Source organism: Pseudomonas sp. BMW13, assembly GCF_013357275.1.
Lineage (GTDB): Bacteria > Pseudomonadota > Gammaproteobacteria > Pseudomonadales > Pseudomonadaceae > Aquipseudomonas > Aquipseudomonas khazarica.
The window spans coordinates 1-19623 of the sequence record NZ_SUKD01000031.1 but is presented as its reverse complement, the minus strand read 5'-3'; the positions used below and the strand labels follow the sequence as shown (position 1 = coordinate 19623).

Here is a 19623-nt window from a genome sequence, read left to right as displayed (position 1 = left end):
GGCGTTACACTCCTGCGTTCACCGAGGAACCGCCATGCTCCCTGCCCTGTCCCTGCGCCACTACAGCCATGAAGTGCTCTGCCACAGCCATGACCACGCCCAGCTGGTGTTCGGCCTGACGGGTGAGCTGCAGTTCGAGGTGGAGGGCCTGGGCAGCCGCGTGCTGCGTCATCACCTGGCGGTGGTACCGGCCGAGGCCCGCCATACCTGCGGCAGCCCGCGTGGCAGCCAGTGCCTGGTGCTGGACCTGCCAGCCAACGACTGGCTCGCACGGCAGCTCGGCCATCACGCGGACAACATCCAGCGCCTGCTCGAACGCCCCGGCGCCCTGCAGCTCGACCCGACCCAGGGCCAGTTGCTCAACTGGCTGGCCAACGGCCCGATCAACGATGCGGTGATCGCCGGCCAGGGTGCCGCCCTGCTGCTCGGCAGCCTGGCGTGCCAGCAGCCCGCCGGCGAAGCGGCACGCTTGCCGCTGTCGGCGCTCGACCACTATATCGAGCAGCATGTCGCCCATCCCTTGCAGGTTGCCGACCTGGCCCGACTGGCCGGCCTGTCGGTCGCCCGCTTCCATGCCCGCTTTCTCGCCGATACCGGGCGCACGCCCATGGAGCACATTCGCCAGTTGCGCCTGCAACGGGCCGAACAGCTGCTGCGCGACAGCGAACTGCCCGTCGGCGAGATCGCCGCCCGCGTCGGCTACACCTCGCAAAGTGCATTCACCGCCGCGCTGTCCCGCCACCTGGGCATGACCCCACGGCAACTGCGGCGCGATCGCCAGGCCCTGCGCCACGGCTGAGAGCCTCGCGACAAAAGCCGTCACTCCCGCGACAGACAGCCATCGCCAGCCCCTCTAGACTGCGCGGCATCACCGAGGAGTAGCCCATGCAAACCATCGAATGGCAGGACTTCGAAAAAGTGGAGCTGCGCGTCGGCACCATTCGCAGCGCCCGCCCCAACGAAAAAGCGCTGAAACCCGCCTACGTGCTGGAAGTGGATCTTGGCGAACTGGGCATCAGGACCTCCAGCGCGCAGATCACCGCGCACTATGACTGCGACGGCCTGATCGGCCGCCAGGTGCTGTGCGTCTGCAACTTCGCCGCCAAGCGTATCGCCGGCGTGCGCTCCGAAGTGCTGGTCACGGGCGTCTATGACAGCGAAAACCGCGTGGTACTCGCCGGCTTCGACAAGCCGCTCGACAACGGTGCGCGTCTGGCATGAAGGAACGTAACGCCCTGCTGGCGATTCACCTGGGCGCCCTGCTGTTCGGCCTGTCGGGCATCTTCGGCAAGCTGGCGGCGACCACACCGGACATGATTGCCGGCGGTCGCGCCTTCTTCGCCGTGCTTGCCCTCGGCCTCGCGACCCTGCTCTGGCGCCGCACCGACTCGTCTCGCCCCAGCTGGCCCCAACTGGCCCGGCTGGTGCTCGGCGGCCTGCTGCTCGGCAGCCACTGGCTGGCCTTCTTCGAGGCGGTGAAAATCTCCGGCGTAGCCATCGCCACCCTGGGCTTCGCCAGCTTCCCGGCGTTCACCGTACTGCTCGAAGGCACCCTGTTCCGCGAGCGCACACGCCCCATCGAATTCCTCATGGTCGCCCTGGTGTGCCTGGGGCTGATCCTGGTGACTCCCGAGTTCAGCCTGGGCAGCGATGCCACCGTGGGCTTGCTCTGGGCCATCCTGTCGGGCCTGCTGTTCGCCCTGCTGTCGCTGCTCAATCGGGCCAGCACGCATGGCCTCGACCCGATACAGGCGGCCCTGTACCAGAACGTCACCGTGCTCGTCGTGTTCATGCCCCTCGCGGCCCCACTGGTGCCCAGCCTGCGCCCGCTGGACTGGCTCTGGCTGGCGATGCTGGGGATCTTCTGCACGGGCCTGGCGCACAGCCTGTTCGTCGCCAGCCTGCGTGTGCTCAAGGCACGTACCACGGCGGTGATCTTCGCCCTGGAGCCGGTCTACGGGATTCTGTTCGCCTGGTGGCTGTTCAGCGAACAGCCCACCCTGCGCATGCTCGCGGGTGGCTTGCTGATCATCAGCGCCATCTTCGTCTCGGCGCGGATGGCGCGCTGAGCCGGCCGGCATCAGGCTGCAGCGCGCAGCGACCCCGCCGATGACGTCAGCCGCTCAGTTGACGCTGTAGCCACGCCCCGTCAGGCAGGCACCCAGGGCGCGACGGTAGCGCTCGGTGGAGTCGGCCCCCACCGGGCGGGTCGCCGTGGCGGGGTCGAAACCGCTCTGCCCCACCGCCCAGCTGTGGCACTCGTAGCGATCACGCCCCTGCAGCTCGGTGCTCTGGCCGTTGGCCGGGTAGGCGATCACTTCATAGCTGGCGACGCTGTTGCCCTGCACCGCAGGTGGCGGCGTGACCACGACGTAGCGCTGAGCATTGGCGTTCCACAGGTAATAGGTACCAGCGGCGACGAAATACAGCGCGCTGCCGATCCACAGTTCACGGGCGCCGTCCGGCAGGCCGTGGCGATGCCCGCCAGCCGGACCGGGCCCCGCATTGCCCCAGCCCGGCCCACCAGGGCCACCCGGACCTCCAGGCCCGGGCGGACCGGCCAGGGCCTGGGTAGACAGCGCCAGAGTCATCAAGGCCAGGATCATTGAACGTTGCAGCGACATGTTTCACCTCTTCACGTGACGGCCTGATCGGCCCGAGGCAAATTATTCGCGCGCCGCCGTGGCAGCGGGGTAAGCCCTGTGTAAAGAGGGGGTAAAACTCCTGATACACGGCTCTCAGGGACGGTCGTTGTGGCCCAGGTCACGCGCCGGGTCGATCAGGTCGCGCACCCGCCGCTTGAGCTCCTTGGCTTCGGGAAAACCGCCGTCGGCCTTGCGCTCCCAGACCTGCTGGCCATCGCACAGGATGCGGAACACCCCTCCCGTGCCCGGCTCCAGGCTGACTCGTCCCAGCTCGTCGGAGAAGGTGCTGAGCAGTTCCTGGGCCAGCCAGGCGGCGCGCAGCAGCCATTGGCACTGGGTGCAGTAAGTGATGATGACTTCTGGCTTGTTATCGGACATGGAGAGGCTCTGGGACTGGACGGACGGTGCCTATAATAGCGGCCCTCGAATACGTCTCGCCCGGTATCTGTCATGCGCCGCCTGCTCTGCTCGCTGTTCTGTCTCCTCGCCCTTCACGGCCTGCCCAGCCACGCCGCCGAACGCGTCGGCCTGGTGCTCTCCGGTGGCGCGGCTCGAGGCCTGGCGCACATCGGCGTGCTCAAGGCGCTCGAGGAGCAAGGCATCCGCATCGACGCCATCGCCGGCACCAGCATGGGCGCCGTCGTCGGCGGGCTGTACGCCGCCGGCTATTCGGTGGAAGAACTGGAGCGTCTGGCCCTGGAGCTGGATTGGCAGCAGGCGCTGTCCGATTCGCCGCCACGCGAGGACATCCCCTTTCGCCGCAAGCAGGATGACCGCGACTTCCTGATCAAGCAGAAGCTCAGTTTCCGCGACGACGGCAGCCTCGGCCTGCCGCTGGGCGTGATCCAGGGGCAGAACCTGGCGCTGCTGCTGGAAAGCCTGCTGGTGCACCGCAGCGCCACCCGCGACTTCGACAAACTGCCGATTCCCTACCGGGCCGTGGCCACCGACGTGGTCAGCGGCGAGCAGGTGGTCATGCGCAGCGGCCACCTGCCGCAGGTCATGCGCGCCAGTATGTCGATTCCTGCCGTGTTCGCGCCGACGGAAGTCGACGGCCGCCTGCTGGTCGATGGCGGCATGCTCAACAACGTGCCGATCGACGTGGCGCGGCAGATGGGGGTGGATCATGTCATCGTGGTCGACCTCGGCATGCCGCTGAAGCCGGCCGACGAACTGCATACCGTGGTCGATGTGATGAACCAGTCGATCAACCTGATGATGCGCAGGAACTCCGAAGAACAGCTGGCCACCCTGGTCGATGACGACGTGCTGATCCAGCCGGCGCTGGCCGGCTTCGGGGTAGCCGATTTCAATCGCGGCGAGCAGATGATCCTCGCCGGCTATCGCGCCACGCAGATCAAGGCCGAAAGCCTCGCCCGCCTGCGCACCAGCAGCGCCGGCAGCCCGGCACTGGCCATGGCGCGCTCGCGCGAGCAGCGCAACCCGGTGATCCGTGAAATCCACGTGGAGAACGATTCCAAGGTCGGCGACGAGGTCATCCGTAGCCACATCCGCCAGCCCCTGGGCGAACCCCTCGACGTGGAGCGTCTGCAGAAGGACATGGGGACGCTGTACGGCCTGGACTACTTCGAGCGCGTGCAGTACCGCGTGGAGGCGCTGGACCAGCGCGGCAGCGCCCTGGTGATCGATGCCCGTGGCAGGCGCACCGGCACCGACTACCTGCGCCTGGGGCTGAGCCTGTCCGATGACATGCGCGGCGACAGCGCCTTCAACATCGGTGCCAGCTACCGCGTCAACGGCATCAACACCCTCGGTGCCGAATGGCTCACCCGCCTGCAGCTGGGTGACCGCCAGGAGCTGTACAGCGAGTTCTACCAGCCGCTCGACGCCGGCTCACGCTACTTCGTCGCCCCCTACCTGTTCGGCGAGGCGCAGAACGTCGAGGCGATACTGGATAACGACCCCATCGCCGAATACCGCCTGGAGCGCTATGGCTACGGCCTCAATCTCGGCCGACAGATCGCCAACAATGGCGAGATCCGCTTCGGCATCGGCCAGGCCTGGGGCGAGGCCGACGTGCGCGTGGGCGAGCGTGACCTGCCCAGCTTCAGCTTCAGCGAGGGCTACTACGAACTGAAGTACTCCTTCGACACCCTGGACAACCTCGACTTCCCGATCAAGGGCGAAGACATCGGCCTGCTGTTGCGCCAGTACGACAAGGGCCTGGGCTCGGACGACGAGTACAGGCAGTGGCAGCTGGAGCTGAACAAGGCGCTGACCCACGGCCCCAACACCTGGCTCCTGGGGGGTCGCTACGGACGCACGCTGGACGAAGCCGAGGTGGTGACATCCGGCTTCATCCTCGGTGGTGCCCAGGAACTCTCCGGCTTTCGCCAGGACTCCCTGAGCGGACAGAACATGGCCCTGGCGCGCATGATCTACTACCGTCGCCTGACGCAGAGTTCGCTGCTGCCACTGGACCTGCCGCTCTACCTGGGTTTCTCGCTGGAACGGGGCCGCGCCTGGAACAACGACAATGCCTTCGACAGCGGCTACATCAACGCCGCCAGTGTCTTCCTCGGCCTGGACACGCCCCTGGGGCCGCTGAACTTCAGCTACGGCTTCAACGACGAGCGCGAGAAAGCGCTGTACCTCAACCTCGGCAAGAGTTTCTGAGGCCAGCAACGACCAGGCCGCGCATGAGCGCGGCCTGGTCGGCCAGCACGGTGAACGGGCTCAGGCGATTTCCGCCAGCAACTGGCGAGCGGCCCGCTTCTGCTCGTCATCGCCCTGATCAATCACCTCGTTGAGGATGTCACACGCGGTGGCGACATCGCCCTGCTTGATGTACGCCAGGGCCTGATTGAGCTTGGCCATGTGCGCGGGGTTGCCGGCCAGGTGGTCGAAATCCCCCTGCAGCGCGGCGGTGGCATCGGCATCGCCGGCGAACGCATCGAGGAAGTTGTCGTCCAGCTGCTCCTCGTCGTCGAGCAGGACCATCTCCATCTCGCCAAACGCGCTCAGTTGCTCATCCTCGTGCGGCAGCTCGAAGACCTCCGGCAGCTCCTGCAGGTTGCTGGAGAACGACGCGTCGAGCTCAGGCTCGGCGGCCGCCTTGGGCTTGGCCTGGACGGTGGTCGAGAACGGGCTGACCAGGTCCCAGTCGGCATCCAGGGACAGATCATCGAGGTTGAGCTGAAAGTCGGGCTCGGTGAGCGGCTCGTCCGGTGCTGGCGCCGCTGCCTGAACGACAGGCTCGCTCGGCTCGGGCTGCGCCATCCGCAGGTTGGGATGCCTGGCTTGCAGGGCGTCCAGACGCGCCTCGTCGAAGCCCTCGGCGCGCAGAACCGCTTCTTCGCGGGCGAAGGCCTGGCCATCGCCCTGCTGCGCCAGGACTTCCAGCAGGCGGAAGCGCAGGTCGCTGCGTTGCGGCTCCTGCAACAGCGCCTTGTTCAACTCGCCGCGCGCCTCGCTGAGACGGCCATAGGCGATGTAGACGTTGGCCGCCTCCAGCGGATCGGTCGGTGCCTGCGGGCGCTGCACGACCGGGGCCGGCGTCACCCTGGCGGCCGGCGCCACGGCGGCGACAGGCGCCGCCTCGACGACCCTGGGGCGAGCCACAGGCTGCGCCTTGGCGGCAACCTGCACCACCGGCGAGGCCTTCTCGCGACGCCGTGCGGCCCAGAACAGCGCACCGAGCAGTAGCAACAGACCTGCGCCACCGGCGAGCAGCGTGGAGAACCAGCCACCTGTTTCCGTGACCGGGGCCATCGGCTCGGCCGGCACCTCGGCTGCGGGTTGCACGACAGGCGCTTGCGGCGTGCGCTCGGCGGCGAGCTCGGCCAGTTGCGCGTCTTTCGCCGCCAGCTGGTCCTGCAGTTGCTGAACCTGCAGCTGCAACTCGGCCAGGCCCTGCTGCAGTTGCAGGTTCTCGGCGGCCTGGCTGGCCAGTTCCAGATCGACCTGGCGCTGTTTCTCGGCCAGCAGTTGCAGGCTGTCCGCCTGCTCCGGCGTCGGCTCCAGCGCGGTCAGCGGCGCACTCACCGGCCCCTCGGCGCTGAGGCTGCTCTCGGCAACGGGCTCCGCTGCTCGCTCCGCCACGGGCGCGGTCGGCGCGCTGGCCGCAGCGGCGCGTGCGGCATCGGGCAGCAGCAAGTCGGCACCGGCCTGCAGCAGGCCTGGGTCGCCGCCGATGAACGCCCCCGGATTGAGGGCAAGAATGCCTTCCATCAGCGCCTGCTGAGACAGCCCGCTGCCCTCCTCGCGCAGACGCGCCGCGATCGACCACAGGCTGTCGCCGCGCACTACCTGATGACGGTGCCCCGCCACGGCAGCCGGCGGCGTCACGCTACGTATCGACGATGCCGGTGCAGCCTGGCGAGGCGCCTGGGCAACGGGCGCCGCAGTGGAGGCTGCCACCGAGGAATAGGCGGAGGAGCCCGGCGGATCGAGCAGCACGGTGTATTCACGCAGCAACTGGCCGTTGGGCCGTGCCACCTCGACGATGAAGTTCAGATAGGGTTCACGGACCGGGCGACTGGACACCACCCGGATCACGCTGCGCGAACCGCGCAACAGCGGCGTGAAACGCAGGTCGTTGAGAAAGTACAGGCGCTCGACACCCGAGCGACTGAATACCTCGGCAGGCGCCAGGCCGACGCGTACGTCCTGCGCGCCCAGGTCGCCGACTTCGAGCAACTCGATCTCGGCCTCCAACGGCTGATTCAACGCCGAATGCAGCGTGATATCACCCAACCCAAGCGCCGGTGCCATTCCCGAATAGAGAGCGGAACCCGACGCCAAACCCAACATCAACTGACGCACCCGAGCCATGTGACCTCCAGGGTTATCCAGGCTCGAACGCCACCTCCTCGACTTCCTGTCCGGGCTTCCCTTGACCGGGAGGCTGGCGCCCTCGAAAAACGCAAAGGACGATCAACAGAGTCCCTGTCCAGACCGTCCTGAATTGCATTATGGCTACTAATTCACAAAGTAGCGGATTAGGCGTCAGTTTGCCGACGAAAGCACAGTGCCATCAACCAACTTCAGTCAAAAGTAAGGCACAAAAAGCGCTTGACCGAGCGGACGGAAAAATGCCAACCAGGTCTCATTTAACCAGGTTGGCCAGCACCCGCGCGTGGACCTGCTGGCAGCGCCGCAGGTCGTCTTCGTCGATGCCAGCGAAGACCTCGTGGCGCAGTTGGGTGGAAATCGCTTCGATCTTCTCGATCAGCGGCTGCGCCTTGGGTTGCAGCGCGATCTTCTTGGCGCGACGGTCCTCGGGTACCGCCACGCGGGTCACCAGCTCCTGGCTTTCCAGGCTGTCGAGCAGGCGCGCCAGGGTTGGCCCCTCCACGCCCACGCTCTGCGCGAGCTCGCGCTGGGTGGGCATTTCAGTGAAGCGGGCCAGGTGCAGCAGCACCAGCCAGCGCGCCTGGGACAGCCCCAGGCCGACCAGGCGGCGGTCCAGCTCCGAGCGCCACGCGCGTGACAGTTGGGCGACTTGCATGGCAAAGCGATGTTGATCGGGGTAAGACATGGGCAAGCGAACTCATACAAAGGTAAAAAACTAATTATTAGCCAGCTAGCCATAACCCGAGGCGCAGAGCAAGCACGGATTTCGCCGCTCCGTTGCAGAATAAGACGGTCGCCGCCTCAGGCTGCGACCTGATTGCGCCCGAACGCCTTGGCCTCGTAGAGCGCACGGTCCGCCTGCTCGTAGAGTTGCTCCAGTTCGGCCTGGACGCCCGGAGTCAGGCACGCGACGCCGATGGACATGGTCAGCACCTCGGCGCTGTCGGAGCCGCGATGGGCGATGGCCGCCGCTTCCAGCGACTGGCGCAGGGCCTCGGCACGCTGCCGGGCCTCGTCGGCAGCGATGTCGAACAGCAGCAAGGCGAACTCCTCGCCACCCAGGCGCACGCCCATGTCCAGCGGGCGCCGTGCAGCCTGCTCGATGAGCATGCCCACGCGCTGCAGGGCCGCATCGCCGGCCTGGTGGCCGTAGCAGTCGTTGTAGGCCTTGAAGTGGTCGATGTCGCACAGCAGCAGAGCCAGCGGCTTGCCGTCACGTTGTGCCTGGCGCCACAGGCGCTCGAACTGGCGATTGAAGCTGCGTCGGTTGTGCAGGCCGGTGAGGCTGTCGTGATAGGCGAGCAGACGCATCAGGCGACTGACCAGAAAGTGCTCGCGCGATTTGTATTCCAGCAGGTAGCAACCGACGGCGCCAGTGAGATTGCCGAACGCAAGGAACAGCACATTGTTGATCAGCCTCGCCGCCGGCAAGCCAGCGAGCAGTTCCGCCACCACGTAGGCCGTCAGCACGACCAGCGAACAGGCGAGCGCCTCGCTCAGGCGCAATCCCACCAGGAAATAGGCGGCCATGCTCACCAGCAGCAGCCCCTCGTAGGGATAGCCGGGATCGACCTGATGGACAATGCCGACGATCAGCGCGGCCCCCACGCCCAGGGTGAGGATGCACGCCATGCTCAACGGCAGCAGCAGATGGGTGTGGCGACGCTGCAGGATCAGCGCGGCACAGACCAGCAGGATGACCAGCACCACGAACCTCACGCCGAGCACCCAGGCGAGGTGCGACGCGGGCACCACCAGCAGGTCCAGCACCGCCAGTGCCAGCCAGATGACCATGGCGACACTCAGCGCGAAACGCTTGAGTTCGAAGCTGTCGTCGAGCAGGTGGGCGCGGTATTCACGCTCCAGCGCGCGCGCGAAGCGCAGACCACGAAACCCCAGGCTCAGCTGGTCTGCGTAGGGGCTCGGGCGGACTTCATCGAGCCAGGCGTGAAAGTTGGGCACTGCTACCTCGTCGTCAGGCGGCCTGCTCCACACCTTAGCCGCGTCATCGTGATGCCGCCAGAAACAGCCAAGCGCTAGAGTTCGAACTCGGCCTGCAGGGCCGCGCGCACGCAGTACAGCACCGCCTCGTCGACCCGCCCGGCGAACAGCGGCGCGATCTCACTGACCGCCGGCAACTCGCCCTCACCGTCGAGGAAGCTCTCCTGGATCTCGCCCAGCAGCTCTTCCGGCAGGTCCAGCGCCTGCTCCAGGCTCAGTTGCTGCTGCGCGATGGCTTCGGCGAGCAGGCTGTAGACATTCTTCTCGCTGCAATTGAGCTGGCCGGCGATCTGCGCCGGGGTCATGCCGGCGCGTGCCAGGCTGACCAGCTCGTAACGCAGGTCCGCGACCGGCGCCGGTGCCTCGTCCTGGGCGTTGCCAGCCAGCACTTCGAGGAAGGCCTGACCATAGCGCTCCAGCTTGCGCGCGCCCACGCCGCTGACCTCGGCCATCTCGCTCAGCGAACCCGGCTGACTGCGCAGCATCTCCAGCAGGGTGGCGTCGGGGAAGATCACATAGGGCGGCACGCTGTGCTCCTCGGCCAGCTTGCGGCGCAGACTGCGCAAGGCTTCCCACATCTCCCGCTCGTGCCCCTGCACCAGCTGGCTGGCCGCACTGCTGGAGGCCTTGACCGCCTGCGCCGGCTTGGGTTCGCGACGCAGTTGCAGGGTAACCTCGCCTCGCAGCAGCGGCCGGCAGCTCTCGTCCAGGCGCAGACCACCGAAGCCCTCGAGGTCGACATCGGCCAGGCCACGCGCGACCAGCTGGCGGAACAGGGTGCGCCACTCGACCTCGGAGAAGCCCTTGCCCACGCCGAACACCGCCAGGTGCTGATGACCGGAGGCGCGGATCTTCTCGTTGTCACGCCCCAGCAGGATGTCCACCAGGTGGCCGACGCCGTAGCGCTGGCCGCTGCGATAGACGGCCGACAGCGCCTGCCGCGCCGGCTCGGTGGCGTCCCAGGTTTCGACGCCGTCGATGCAGTTGTCGCAATGCCCGCAGGGCTGTTCCAGCACCTCGTCGAAATAGGCCAGCAGCGCCTGGCGCCGGCAGCGGGTCTCCTCGCAGAGGGCCAGCATGGCGTCGAGCTTGTGCTGCTCGATGCGTTTGTGGCGCTCGTCGCCCTCGGAATTGTTGAGCATCTGCTTGAGAAAGATCACATCCTGCAGACCGTAGGCCATCCAGGCATCGGCAGGCAGGCCGTCACGCCCGGCACGACCGGTTTCCTGGTAATAGGCCTCCAGCGACTTGGGCAGATCCAGGTGGCAGACGAAACGCACGTTGGGTTTGTCGATGCCCATGCCGAAGGCGATGGTGGCCACCATGATCAGGCCTTCTTCATTGAGGAAGCGCTTCTGGTGGTAGGCCCGCAGCTCGTTGGGCAAGCCCGCGTGATAAGGCAGCGCCGGGAAGCCCTGGCTGCTGAGGAAATCGGCGACCTCCTCGACCTTCTTGCGCGACAGGCAGTAGACGATGCCGGCATCGCCCTTGCGCGCCGCCAGAAAGCCCAGCAACTGCTTGCGTGGCTGATCCTTGGGCTGGATGCGATAGAAGATGTTGGGCCGGTCGAAGCTGGAGAGAAAGCGCTCGGCACGCTCCAGGTGCAGGCGCTGGACGATCTCCTCGCGGGTACGCTTGTCCGCCGTGGCGGTCAGGGCGATGCGCGGCACCGCCGGGAACAGTTCGGCGAGCTGGCCGAGCTGCAGGTACTCCGGGCGGAAATCATGCCCCCACTGCGACACGCAGTGCGCCTCGTCGATGGCGAACAGGGCGATGTCGAGGCCCTGCAGGAAATTCAGCATCCGCGCCTGCACCAGGCGTTCCGGAGCCAGGTAGAGCATCTTGATCTGGCCACGGCGAATGCGATCGGCGATTTCGCGCTGCTCATCGGGGCTCAGCGTGGAGTTCAGCGCCACGGCCGCCACACCCAGCTCATCCAGCGTCGCGACCTGGTCGTCCATCAGCGCGATCAACGGCGATACCACCACGGCCAGGCCGTCGCGCATCAGCGCGGGAACCTGATAGCACAGCGACTTGCCGCCGCCCGTGGGCATCAGCACCAGGGCATCGCCGCCACCGGCCACGCGCTCGATGATCGCGGATTGATTGCCGCGAAAGGCGTCGTAGCCGAAAACGTCTTTGAGAATGCGCTGGGCGTGGTCGAGCATGAAGGCCTCCGAATGAAGCCGGCTATTATGCCGCACTCTTGCCGGTGACGGTTCCTCACCCCGTCCGAAGCCGTTCTTTTTCTGCCCCCTCGGACTTGCCGCTATGGCCGCAAGGGCCCGTGTAGACTAGAATCCAGCCTCGTTTAATCCTTCAAGGTAGCCCCACGATGTCCTTCGCTGAGCAACTGTCCCGCCTGCAAGCCTTCCTCGATGCCGACGAGCTGCACGAAGAAGCGCTGGACTATGTGGCCGCCCATGGCTACCTCACCGCCCTGTCGATCTGCCCTGACCAGGTGCCCGAGCGCGAGTGGATCGACGCCCTGTTCGCCGAGCCGCCGCACTACCGCAGCGACGCCGAGCGCGAAGAGATCGAAAGCACCCTGGTTCACCTCAAGGCGCATATCGCCCGTCAGCTGGCTGGCGAGGAAGAACCCGAGCTGCCTTGCGACCTGGACCTGGGCGACGAGCCGGACGACTCCGACCTGCGCGGCTGGTGCATCGGTTTCATGGAAGGTGTGTTCCTGCGCGAAGGCGTATGGTTCGAGGATGCCGAAGACGAAGTCAGCGAGCTGCTGCTGCCGATCATGGTCGGCTCCGGCCTGTTCGACGAGCAGCAGGAATTCGCCGAGATCGCCCGTGACCGCGACCTGGTCGACAGCATGATCGACCAGATCCCGGAACTGCTCACCGCCCTGTTCCTGCTGTGCCAGGCACCGGAAGAAAAGCCGGCGCTGCTCAAGCCCCGCCACTGATTGGCCACGGCCGGGGTCAACCCGGCTGTTTCCGCCCATGCCACGTGATATCCAGCCCAGTCGCCACCGCAGCGTCCGTTACCTGTTGCTGGGCATCGGCTGGCTGAGCGTGGCCCTGGGCGTCATCGGCATCTTCCTGCCGGTGCTGCCCACCACCCCGTTCCTGCTCCTGGCCGCGGCCTGCTTCGTGCGCAGCTCACGGCGCTTCTACATCTGGCTGGTCACCCATCGGCACCTCGGGCCCTGGATTCGCGACTACCTCGAAGGCCAGGGCATCCCGCTCAAGGGCAAGGTCTATGCCCTGCTGCTGATGTGGGCGAGCATCGCCCTCTCCTGCTACCTGGTGCCGCTGCCCTGGGCGCGCGCCTTCATGCTGACCAGCGCCGTGCTGGTCAGCCTGTACATCCTCAAGCAGAAAACCCTGCGCACCCGCTGACGGCGTCTTGCGGCCGGCAGATTGCCAGCCCATCGCCTAGACTTCCTCGATCAGACCCAGAGACCCGACCCCATGCGACGGCTACGCGTTCAGGGATGGCGGTGGCGGCTGCTGATCCTCTCGATCGGCGGCGGGTTGCTGGCCGGCCTGTCGCTGGCGGACTGGGATTTCGCGCTGATTCTCAAGAATGCCGAGAGTCGCTACGGCAACCTCGGCCCGGCGCGTGAACGCATTCTCGACTGGGAGGCGTTGATCAAGAGCAGCGCGGCGCTGACCGAGGCCGACAAGCTCAACGAGGTCAATCGCTTCTTCAACCGCAAGTTCCGCTTCGTCGACGACATCAAGCTGTGGCGCGAGAACGACTACTGGGCCACGCCGGTCGAGGCGCTGGTCAAGGGTGCCGGAGACTGCGAGGACTACTCCCTGGCCAAGTACTTCACCCTGCGCCGACTCGGCATTCCCAGCGAGAAGCTGCGCATCACCTACGTCAAGGCCCTGAACTACAACCAGGCGCACATGGTGCTGACCTACTACGCCAGCCCGACGGCCGAGCCGCTGGTGCTCGACAACCTGATCAACGATATCCGTCCCGCTTCTCAGCGCAAGGACCTGCTCCCGGTGTACGCCTTCAACGCCGAAGGGCTCTACCTGCCGGGTTCGAACGCCCGCAAGAGCGACTCGAAGAAGCTCTCGCGCTGGCAGGACGTCCTGAAAAAAATGCGTGCCGAGGGCTTCGCCGTGGGCGAAGGCTAGGAGGAAAGACATGTCTCTACTCAAGCAACTGTTCCTGGCCATCTGCCTGTTCCTCGTGGTGGCCTTCACCGGCAGCTTCGTGGCCAGCGTCGAGACCTCGCGCGAGCAACTGCTCAGCCAGCTGCGCTCGCACGCCCAGGACGCCGCCACCGCCCTGGGGCTGTCGATGGCACCGCATGTCGACGACCCGGCGATGCTCGAACTGATGGTCAGTTCGATCTTCGACAGCGGTTATTTCGCCAGCATCCGCGTGGTCGACATCGCCGAAGGCAAGGTGGTGGTCGAACGCAGCAACGACGCCCGGCCGGAGAACGTTCCGGGCTGGTTCATCGATCTGGTGAATCTGCAACCCGAGGGCGGCGATGCGCTGATCATGCGCGGCTGGGAGCAGGCGGCGCGGGTCGAGGTGCTCAGTCATCCGCAGTTCGCCCTGGCCAGGCTCTGGGACAGTGCCATCGGCAGCCTGCTCTGGCTGCTGCTCTGCGGCCTGGTCAGTGCCATCCTCGGCGGCTGGCTGCTGCGCACGCAGCTGCGTCCGCTGGACAACATGGTGCGTCAGGCACAGGCCATCACTCGTCGGGAGTTCCTCACCCTGCCGCGGGTACCACGCACGCCGGAGCTCAAGCGCGTGGTACTGGCGATGAACCAGATGGTCGACAAGCTGAAGACGCTGTTCGCCGAGGAAGCCGCGCGCAGCGAGAAGCTGCGCGCCGAGGCCTATCAGGACAGCCTCACCGGACTGGCCAACCGCCGCCAGTTCGATATCCGCCTGAACAATCAGCTGGTGCAGAGCGAACAGAATGCCGAGGGCTACCTGCTGCTGCTGCGCGTCAACGATCTCGCCGGCCTCAACCAGCGCCTGGGCGGACAACGCACCGACGCCCTGATCGAGGCGCTGGGCGAACAACTGCGCAACCTGCTGAGCGCTCCGGGGCGCAGCAAGTGGCTGGCGTCGCGCAACCGTGGCGGCGAGTTCACCCTGCTCGCCCCGGGCCTGAGCGGCGACGATGCGGACCACCTGGCGAACGAGATCAGCGACGCGCTGCACAGCCTGAAGCAGACCGGTGCCAGTGACTGCGAGCCGGTCGCGCACCTGGGCATCGCCGCCTTTCGCCCCGGCGAGCAGGCCACTGCGGTCCTCGGCCGCGCCGATCAGGCCCTGGCCCAGGCGCAGAGCCACACGGACAGATGCTGGGCACGCCTGGACGACTTCACTGCGCAGAGCAACCAGGGCCTGCACGACTGGCGCGGCTGGATCGACGACGCGCTGAACCAGGGCAAGCTGCAGCTGTATTTCCAGCCGGTAGCCGAATGCCACGGCGGCACGGTGATGCAGTACAAGGTACTGGCGCGCCTGCTCGACGCGCAGGGCGAGGCGGTCACTGCCGGCCGCTTCCTGCCCTGGATCGAGCGCCTGGGCTGGTCCGCGCGCTTCGACCTGGCGATGCTCGAACACAGCCTGCAGCACCTGGCGCGACATCCCAGACCGCTGGCCCTGAGCCTGTCTGCGGCCACGCTGCGCAACGCCACGGACAAGGCCCGCCTGCTGGAAGTCCTCGCCCGTCATGCCGAGCTGGCGCACCTGATGACGCTGGAGATCGACGAACACTATCTGCCACCGCCTGCCGAGCTGGAGGCCCTGAGCCAGAGCATTCGGGGGCTTGGTTTCAACCTGGGGCTGCAGCACTTCGGTGGTCGTTTCAGCCTGATCGGCAACCTGACGCACCTGGGCCTGGCCTACCTGAAGATCGACGGCACCTACATCCGGGCCATCGATCAGGAAAGCGACAAGCGGCTGTTCATCGAAGCCATCTATCGCGCGACCAACAGCATCGACCTGCCATTGATCGCCGAGATGGTGGAAACGCAGGGAGAGCTCGCGGTACTGGCGGAACTTGGCATCCACGGGGCCATGGGCCGACTGATCGGTGCGCCCACACCCTGGAGCGATCGCTAGAGACCGGCGCCCCGATCAGACGCAGCGGCATGGCCCTCGTGCGCTGCGGGGCAGGCGATGCAGCGCCGGGAGTCAGACCAGATGGTGCTCGTCGTCGCCGAGCAGGCCGCTGAGACCTTCGATCTCGGCACGGGCGATGGCACGCTGGTCGAGCTTCTGGCGCGCCGCTTCAGGCAGGTCCGTGTAGCGAATGACACCGCGCTCCACCAGCACGCTGACGACGTCCTCGAGTACCCGCACCAGCTCCAGGTCGGATTGTTTCAGGCTATCCAGGCGGGCCTTGACCTCCTCCTTGGCGGCCAGCCAGTTGTGCAGTTCTTCGCTTTCGACTGCCAGGTTTTCCGTCATGCCCTCGAAGGGTTCGTATTCGACTCGCAGCAAACGCCCGGCGGCGTCACGCTGTACATAGACCATGCCTGCTCTCTCCTGGCCAAAAAAAACCCGCTACCTGAAAAGGTAGCGGGTCGATCATATAAGTGAAGGTCAGACCGTATCTACATTTAAAGTACCGTCATTGAGCATGGCCAGGATCACGCTACCGGTATCCCCCCCGGCACCGTATCCACCCACGCCGCTGTCACCCAGCAGGTTGACGTCCTGCAACACGATGGTCTGATCCGGGCTGCTGAAGTCGCCCGTGCCCATGGCACTGATCTTGATCGTCGTATCCCAGGCCGAAGTCCCCTGGCCGGGCAGCTCACTGGAGGTGATCTGCAGGTAGTCGAGCAGGTTGCCGATATCGCCGGAGGAACCATTCTCGCCGACCAGCAGGTCGGAGAGATCCAGGCGATCACCGTCGCCCCCCGCGTTGAAGTTGCGCACGAAGTTGAGCACCGTATCGATACCCGTGTCGCCGTTGAGCCAGACGAAGGAGTCCTGGCCACTGCTGTTGACCAACGACCCACCGCTCATGGTGTCGTTGCCGCGACCGCCGATCAGCACATCGTTACCGCCGCCACCGTACAGCGTGTCGTTGCCCAACAGGCCGCCGAGCACGTTGTCCTGGTTGCCGCCAACGAGAGTGTCGTTGAAGTTCGAACCGATCAGGTTCTCGATACTGCTCAACTGATCACCCGAGGCCCAGCCACTCACGCTACCGCCACTGGCGTTGCCGGAGTTGTTCAGCGTGATGTTCACCCCACTGGTGGCATCGATGTAGCTGGCCGTGTCATTGCCATCGCCACCGTTGAGCGTGTCGTTGCCCGTACCGCCCACCAGGATGTCGTTACCGTCACCGCCATTGAGCGTGTCATTGCCGCCATTGCCGATCAGGATGTCGTCACCGCTGTTGCCGTTGAGGGTCCTGCCGCTGTCGCCATCGATGAGTATCTCGTCGAGGAAATCACCGTCCAGCGAACCGCTGGTGTCGACATCGAGGATCGTCACCTTGGCCTGTGCAGTCTGGCCTCCGGCCTGGCTCTGGTAGACGAAGGACTCACCATCGCTGGCCGACGACACCGCCACCGAGGAACTGCCGTGAACTGCCGTCAGGCCTGCAGTCGAGACGATGCTGGTGATCGCCTGGATCGAGCTGTTGGGCCCACCGTCATTGGCCAGCAGGGCCCAGTCCGGGATGTCGAAGCTGCTGCTGCGTGCGATCACATAGTCATCGCGCGCCACCATCGGGCCGTCCGCCGGATCGACCGTGATGGTCAGGTTCGCCAGGCCGCTCTGGTCGCCATCGTTGTCGATCAGGATGAAGCCGACCTGCTGGGTCGTGCCGCTACCCACGTTGGCGGCAGACACATAGCTGTACTCGCCCGTCGCCATGTTCACCGAGAGCATCGCCCCGGCGGCCAGGACCAGATTCAGGGTCATGCCATTGACCACACTGCCGTCCGAACCGGTGATGGTCGGGTTGACACCGACATTGAAGGTGTAGGTCACGCCATTGACCACCACCGACTTGACCCGCCCGCCATCGGCACCGAAGCCATTGACGCCGTCGGTCAGATTGCCGCTGATCGGTGTCGCCTGCGCGGTCTGGACCAGAACATCTTCCAGATCGGCGAAGTCGTTCACCGCGATGGCATTGGTGTTGCTCCCTGAAGTGCCATCGTAGGCAATCGGATCGAGCTGATCGTTGTTGCTGTAGTTGCCGGGCGGGTTGTCATTGACCTCTGCCGCCGGTCCCATGCCCAGGGCGTAGGACTGGATCTGCTGGGCATTGAGGAAGTCGATCCATTCGGCCTCCTCGGCAGGGTTGATACCCGCGCTGCCATCCGGCTGGTTCGGCACACCGTCCGACAGGAAGTACGAGACGTTCTGCAGCGGCTCGCCCGGGTTGTCGGTGAGCGTCAGCTTGCCAGCCGACTGCCAGGCACTCATCGCCGTGTCCAACGCGGCATCGTAGTTGGTCGTCGCACTGTTGGAGGATTCCGGGAAGCCGATCACCGCCGCCTTGGCAGCATCCACCGTCATCCAGGTGGTGCCGTAGGCAGCCGCGCCGCTGGCGAATGTCACCAACCTCACCTTCACGTCCCCCATCGCCTCGTACTGCTCCAGCAGTTCGAGCACTGCCAGCTTGGCAGCCTCAAGGCGCGACAGCCCGCCGAAGTCAGCGGAGCTGTTCATGCTGCCGGAAACGTCCAGCACCACCAGCAGGTTGGTGTTGACGTCGCCGGACGCCTCGCGGCTCTGGCTGAGGTTCTGGGCCAGCGGCGAGTCGTCATCCACGGAGATTTCCAGCACACCCTCGGCTGGCGAACCATTGCCGTCGACCATCTGGTAGTCGAACTCGAAGTTCAGGTTGTTCTCCACGCTCCCGGAGCCCGGGGCCGGATGGTCCAGAGGCTCGAACAGCTGGAACTGGAAGCCACCCGTTGCCGGATTGGTGAGCGTCACGGTGAACACCGGCTGTCCGCTGCCTTCGATCTGCGCGGTCAGCACCTGGCCGTTGCCACTGACCACGTACTCGACCGTCTGACCACCCGAGGTGATGCTCGGCAGGTCGTCCGTCAGCCAGGTGAAGCTGCCGAAGCCATCGCCACCGTAGTCGTAGCCCAGACTGCCGGTCACCGTGGTGGCAGCCCCGGCATCGTCCTCGACGCCACCGATGATGCCGCCGGACAGCCCTTCCTCGTCGACCAGGTCGAACGCGTAGCCGCCAGTCGGCGTGTCATCGACGAAGCAGACATCGAGCTGCGTGCTCACCGTATCGTTGTCGCCGTCGACGACATCGATCTGGAAGGACAGGTCGAGGTCTGGAGGCAGGAACGTCTGCTCCAGGGTGATTTCCTGAATCCGATAGTCACCGTCATTGGAGCCGAAGGTCAGCTTGATGAAGCCATTCAACAGCGACGCTGCCGAACCGGTGGTGAAGTCGGAATCGGCCAGGTTGAAGCTGAACAGCGAGCTCTCGGAGCCCTGGCCGGTGTAGGTACCCGCCGCCACCAGGACGTCGTTGCTGTCATAGGCCTGCCAGAACAGCTCGTCACCGGAGGACAGCTTCTGCACATCCACCTCCGCCGAGTAGACGGTGGCGCTGAAGGTCATGTGCAGCTCTTCGCCGACGTCGATGAGGTTGTTGCCACCGACACCGACCCCCTGTGTGGACGGATTGACCAGGCCGTTACCCGTCAGGGTGACCGCAAGGCCCTCGCCACTTTCCACGTAGAAGGACGGCTGCGGCTGCCCCGCAGAGATACCCGTCAGGTTGAAGTCGGCGGTGGTGACCGGACGCGAATTGACGATCTCCAGCTGGTAGTTGTTCCCGTTGCCGAGCGCATCGGGGTCGTCATATACGGTGAGGATGAAGAACGTCTCACCGCTGGCGTCACCCACCGTTGCGGTCAGCGTCGTCACGCCGTTCAGCTTGACCACGGTATAGAACAGGCCATCCGCGGTCGGCCCGCCATTGGCGGAGAGGTCGAAGCCACCTCCGTCACTGCCGTAGTCGGCTTCGATGACGCCTTGCGTGACATAGCCGTTGACCTCCTCGACTTCGGCGCATTCGGGCGGAGTCACGGTCGGGCCGTCGTCGTCGAAGGTCAGGATCGAGCCTTGTTCGTCAGCCAGCACCAGGGTTTCCGAGGCGGTGACCTGGTCGCCATCGCCATCGGTGCGTACCACTTCGTAGGTCAGGCCCAGGCTGGCA

At 65.7% G+C, this 19623-nt stretch carries 16 protein-coding genes; 8 read left to right on the top strand and 8 right to left on the bottom strand.

Annotation, left to right across the window (positions count from 1 at the left end):
- Positions 1-34 precede the first annotated feature (34 nt).
- From E4487_RS20590 to E4487_RS20580, 3 genes are all read left to right on the top strand, one after another.
- Positions 35-799, top strand: coding sequence for an AraC family transcriptional regulator (locus E4487_RS20590; protein ID WP_037054212.1), 765 nt, complete (start codon positions 35-37; stop codon positions 797-799).
- 86 nt (positions 800-885) lie between these two features.
- A complete protein-coding gene (locus E4487_RS20585) occupies positions 886-1221 on the top strand; it encodes a tRNA-binding protein (protein ID WP_037054214.1) in 336 nt (111 codons plus the stop codon).
- Positions 1218-2069 carry a DMT family transporter gene (locus tag E4487_RS20580; protein WP_175254253.1) on the top strand — a complete coding sequence of 284 codons (852 nt, stop codon included), beginning with the start codon at positions 1218-1220 and terminating at the stop codon, positions 2067-2069. The genes E4487_RS20585 and E4487_RS20580 overlap by 4 nt, the downstream gene beginning before the upstream one ends.
- Positions 2070-2123: 54 nt before the next feature.
- On the opposite strand, the gene E4487_RS20575 is transcribed toward E4487_RS20580, so the two are convergent.
- Both E4487_RS20575 and E4487_RS20570 read right to left on the bottom strand, forming a co-directional pair.
- Positions 2124-2624 carry a hypothetical protein gene (locus E4487_RS20575; protein ID WP_150609198.1) on the bottom strand — a complete coding sequence of 167 codons (501 nt, stop codon included), beginning with the start codon at positions 2622-2624 and terminating at the stop codon, positions 2124-2126.
- 114 nt (positions 2625-2738) lie between these two features.
- Entirely contained in the window at positions 2739-3023 is a 285-nt protein-coding gene (locus tag E4487_RS20570) for a SelT/SelW/SelH family protein (protein ID WP_134678199.1), read from the bottom strand.
- Between the two features lie 72 nt (positions 3024-3095).
- On the opposite strand from E4487_RS20570, the gene E4487_RS20565 reads away from it, so the two are divergent.
- On the top strand, positions 3096-5282 hold the full coding sequence (locus tag E4487_RS20565; RefSeq protein WP_175254252.1) for a patatin-like phospholipase family protein: 2187 nt from the start codon (positions 3096-3098) through the stop codon (positions 5280-5282).
- Positions 5283-5342: 60 nt separating this feature from the next.
- On the opposite strand, the gene E4487_RS20560 is transcribed toward E4487_RS20565, so the two are convergent.
- The 4 genes from E4487_RS20560 to recQ all read right to left on the bottom strand — a co-directional run bounded on the left by E4487_RS20560 (position 5343) and on the right by recQ (position 11629).
- Entirely contained in the window at positions 5343-7379 is a 2037-nt protein-coding gene (locus tag E4487_RS20560) for a FimV/HubP family polar landmark protein (protein WP_175254251.1), read from the bottom strand.
- 334 nt (positions 7380-7713) lie between these two features.
- Positions 7714-8145, bottom strand: coding sequence for a MarR family transcriptional regulator (locus tag E4487_RS20555; RefSeq protein ID WP_037054223.1), 432 nt, complete (start codon positions 8143-8145; stop codon positions 7714-7716).
- Between the two features lie 116 nt (positions 8146-8261).
- Positions 8262-9422, bottom strand: a complete 1161-nt coding sequence (locus E4487_RS20550) for a diguanylate cyclase (protein WP_134678201.1) — start codon at positions 9420-9422, stop codon at positions 8262-8264.
- Positions 9423-9496: 74 nt separating this feature from the next.
- Complete coding sequence (gene recQ, locus E4487_RS20545; protein WP_175254250.1) at positions 9497-11629, bottom strand: DNA helicase RecQ; 2133 nt, start codon at positions 11627-11629, stop codon at positions 9497-9499.
- 167 nt (positions 11630-11796) lie between these two features.
- On the opposite strand from recQ, the gene E4487_RS20540 reads away from it, so the two are divergent.
- The 4 genes from E4487_RS20540 (at position 11797) to lapD (ending at position 15527) form a co-directional block, all read left to right on the top strand.
- Positions 11797-12381, top strand: coding sequence for a YecA family protein (locus tag E4487_RS20540; protein ID WP_175254249.1), 585 nt, complete (start codon positions 11797-11799; stop codon positions 12379-12381).
- A 37-nt stretch (positions 12382-12418) separates the two neighbouring features.
- Positions 12419-12817: a YbaN family protein gene (locus tag E4487_RS20535; RefSeq protein WP_037054230.1), complete on the top strand. Its 399-nt coding sequence runs from the start codon at positions 12419-12421 to the stop codon at positions 12815-12817.
- 72 nt (positions 12818-12889) lie between these two features.
- Positions 12890-13570 (top strand): cysteine protease LapG, encoded by a 681-nt coding sequence (gene lapG, locus E4487_RS20530; protein WP_037054232.1) that lies wholly within the window; start codon positions 12890-12892, stop codon positions 13568-13570.
- Between the two features lie 10 nt (positions 13571-13580).
- Positions 13581-15527, top strand: coding sequence for a cyclic di-GMP receptor LapD (gene lapD, locus E4487_RS20525; protein WP_175254248.1), 1947 nt, complete (start codon positions 13581-13583; stop codon positions 15525-15527).
- Between the two features lie 72 nt (positions 15528-15599).
- Here the strand turns inward: lapD and E4487_RS20520 are convergent, their stop codons facing one another.
- Together E4487_RS20520 and E4487_RS24720 are read right to left on the bottom strand one after the other, a co-directional pair.
- Complete coding sequence (locus E4487_RS20520) at positions 15600-15941, bottom strand: hypothetical protein (RefSeq protein WP_037054237.1); 342 nt, start codon at positions 15939-15941, stop codon at positions 15600-15602.
- Positions 15942-16010: 69 nt separating this feature from the next.
- Positions 16011-19623 (bottom strand): type I secretion C-terminal target domain-containing protein (locus E4487_RS24720; RefSeq protein ID WP_175254247.1); only part of this gene is annotated, 3613 nt, incomplete at its 5' end.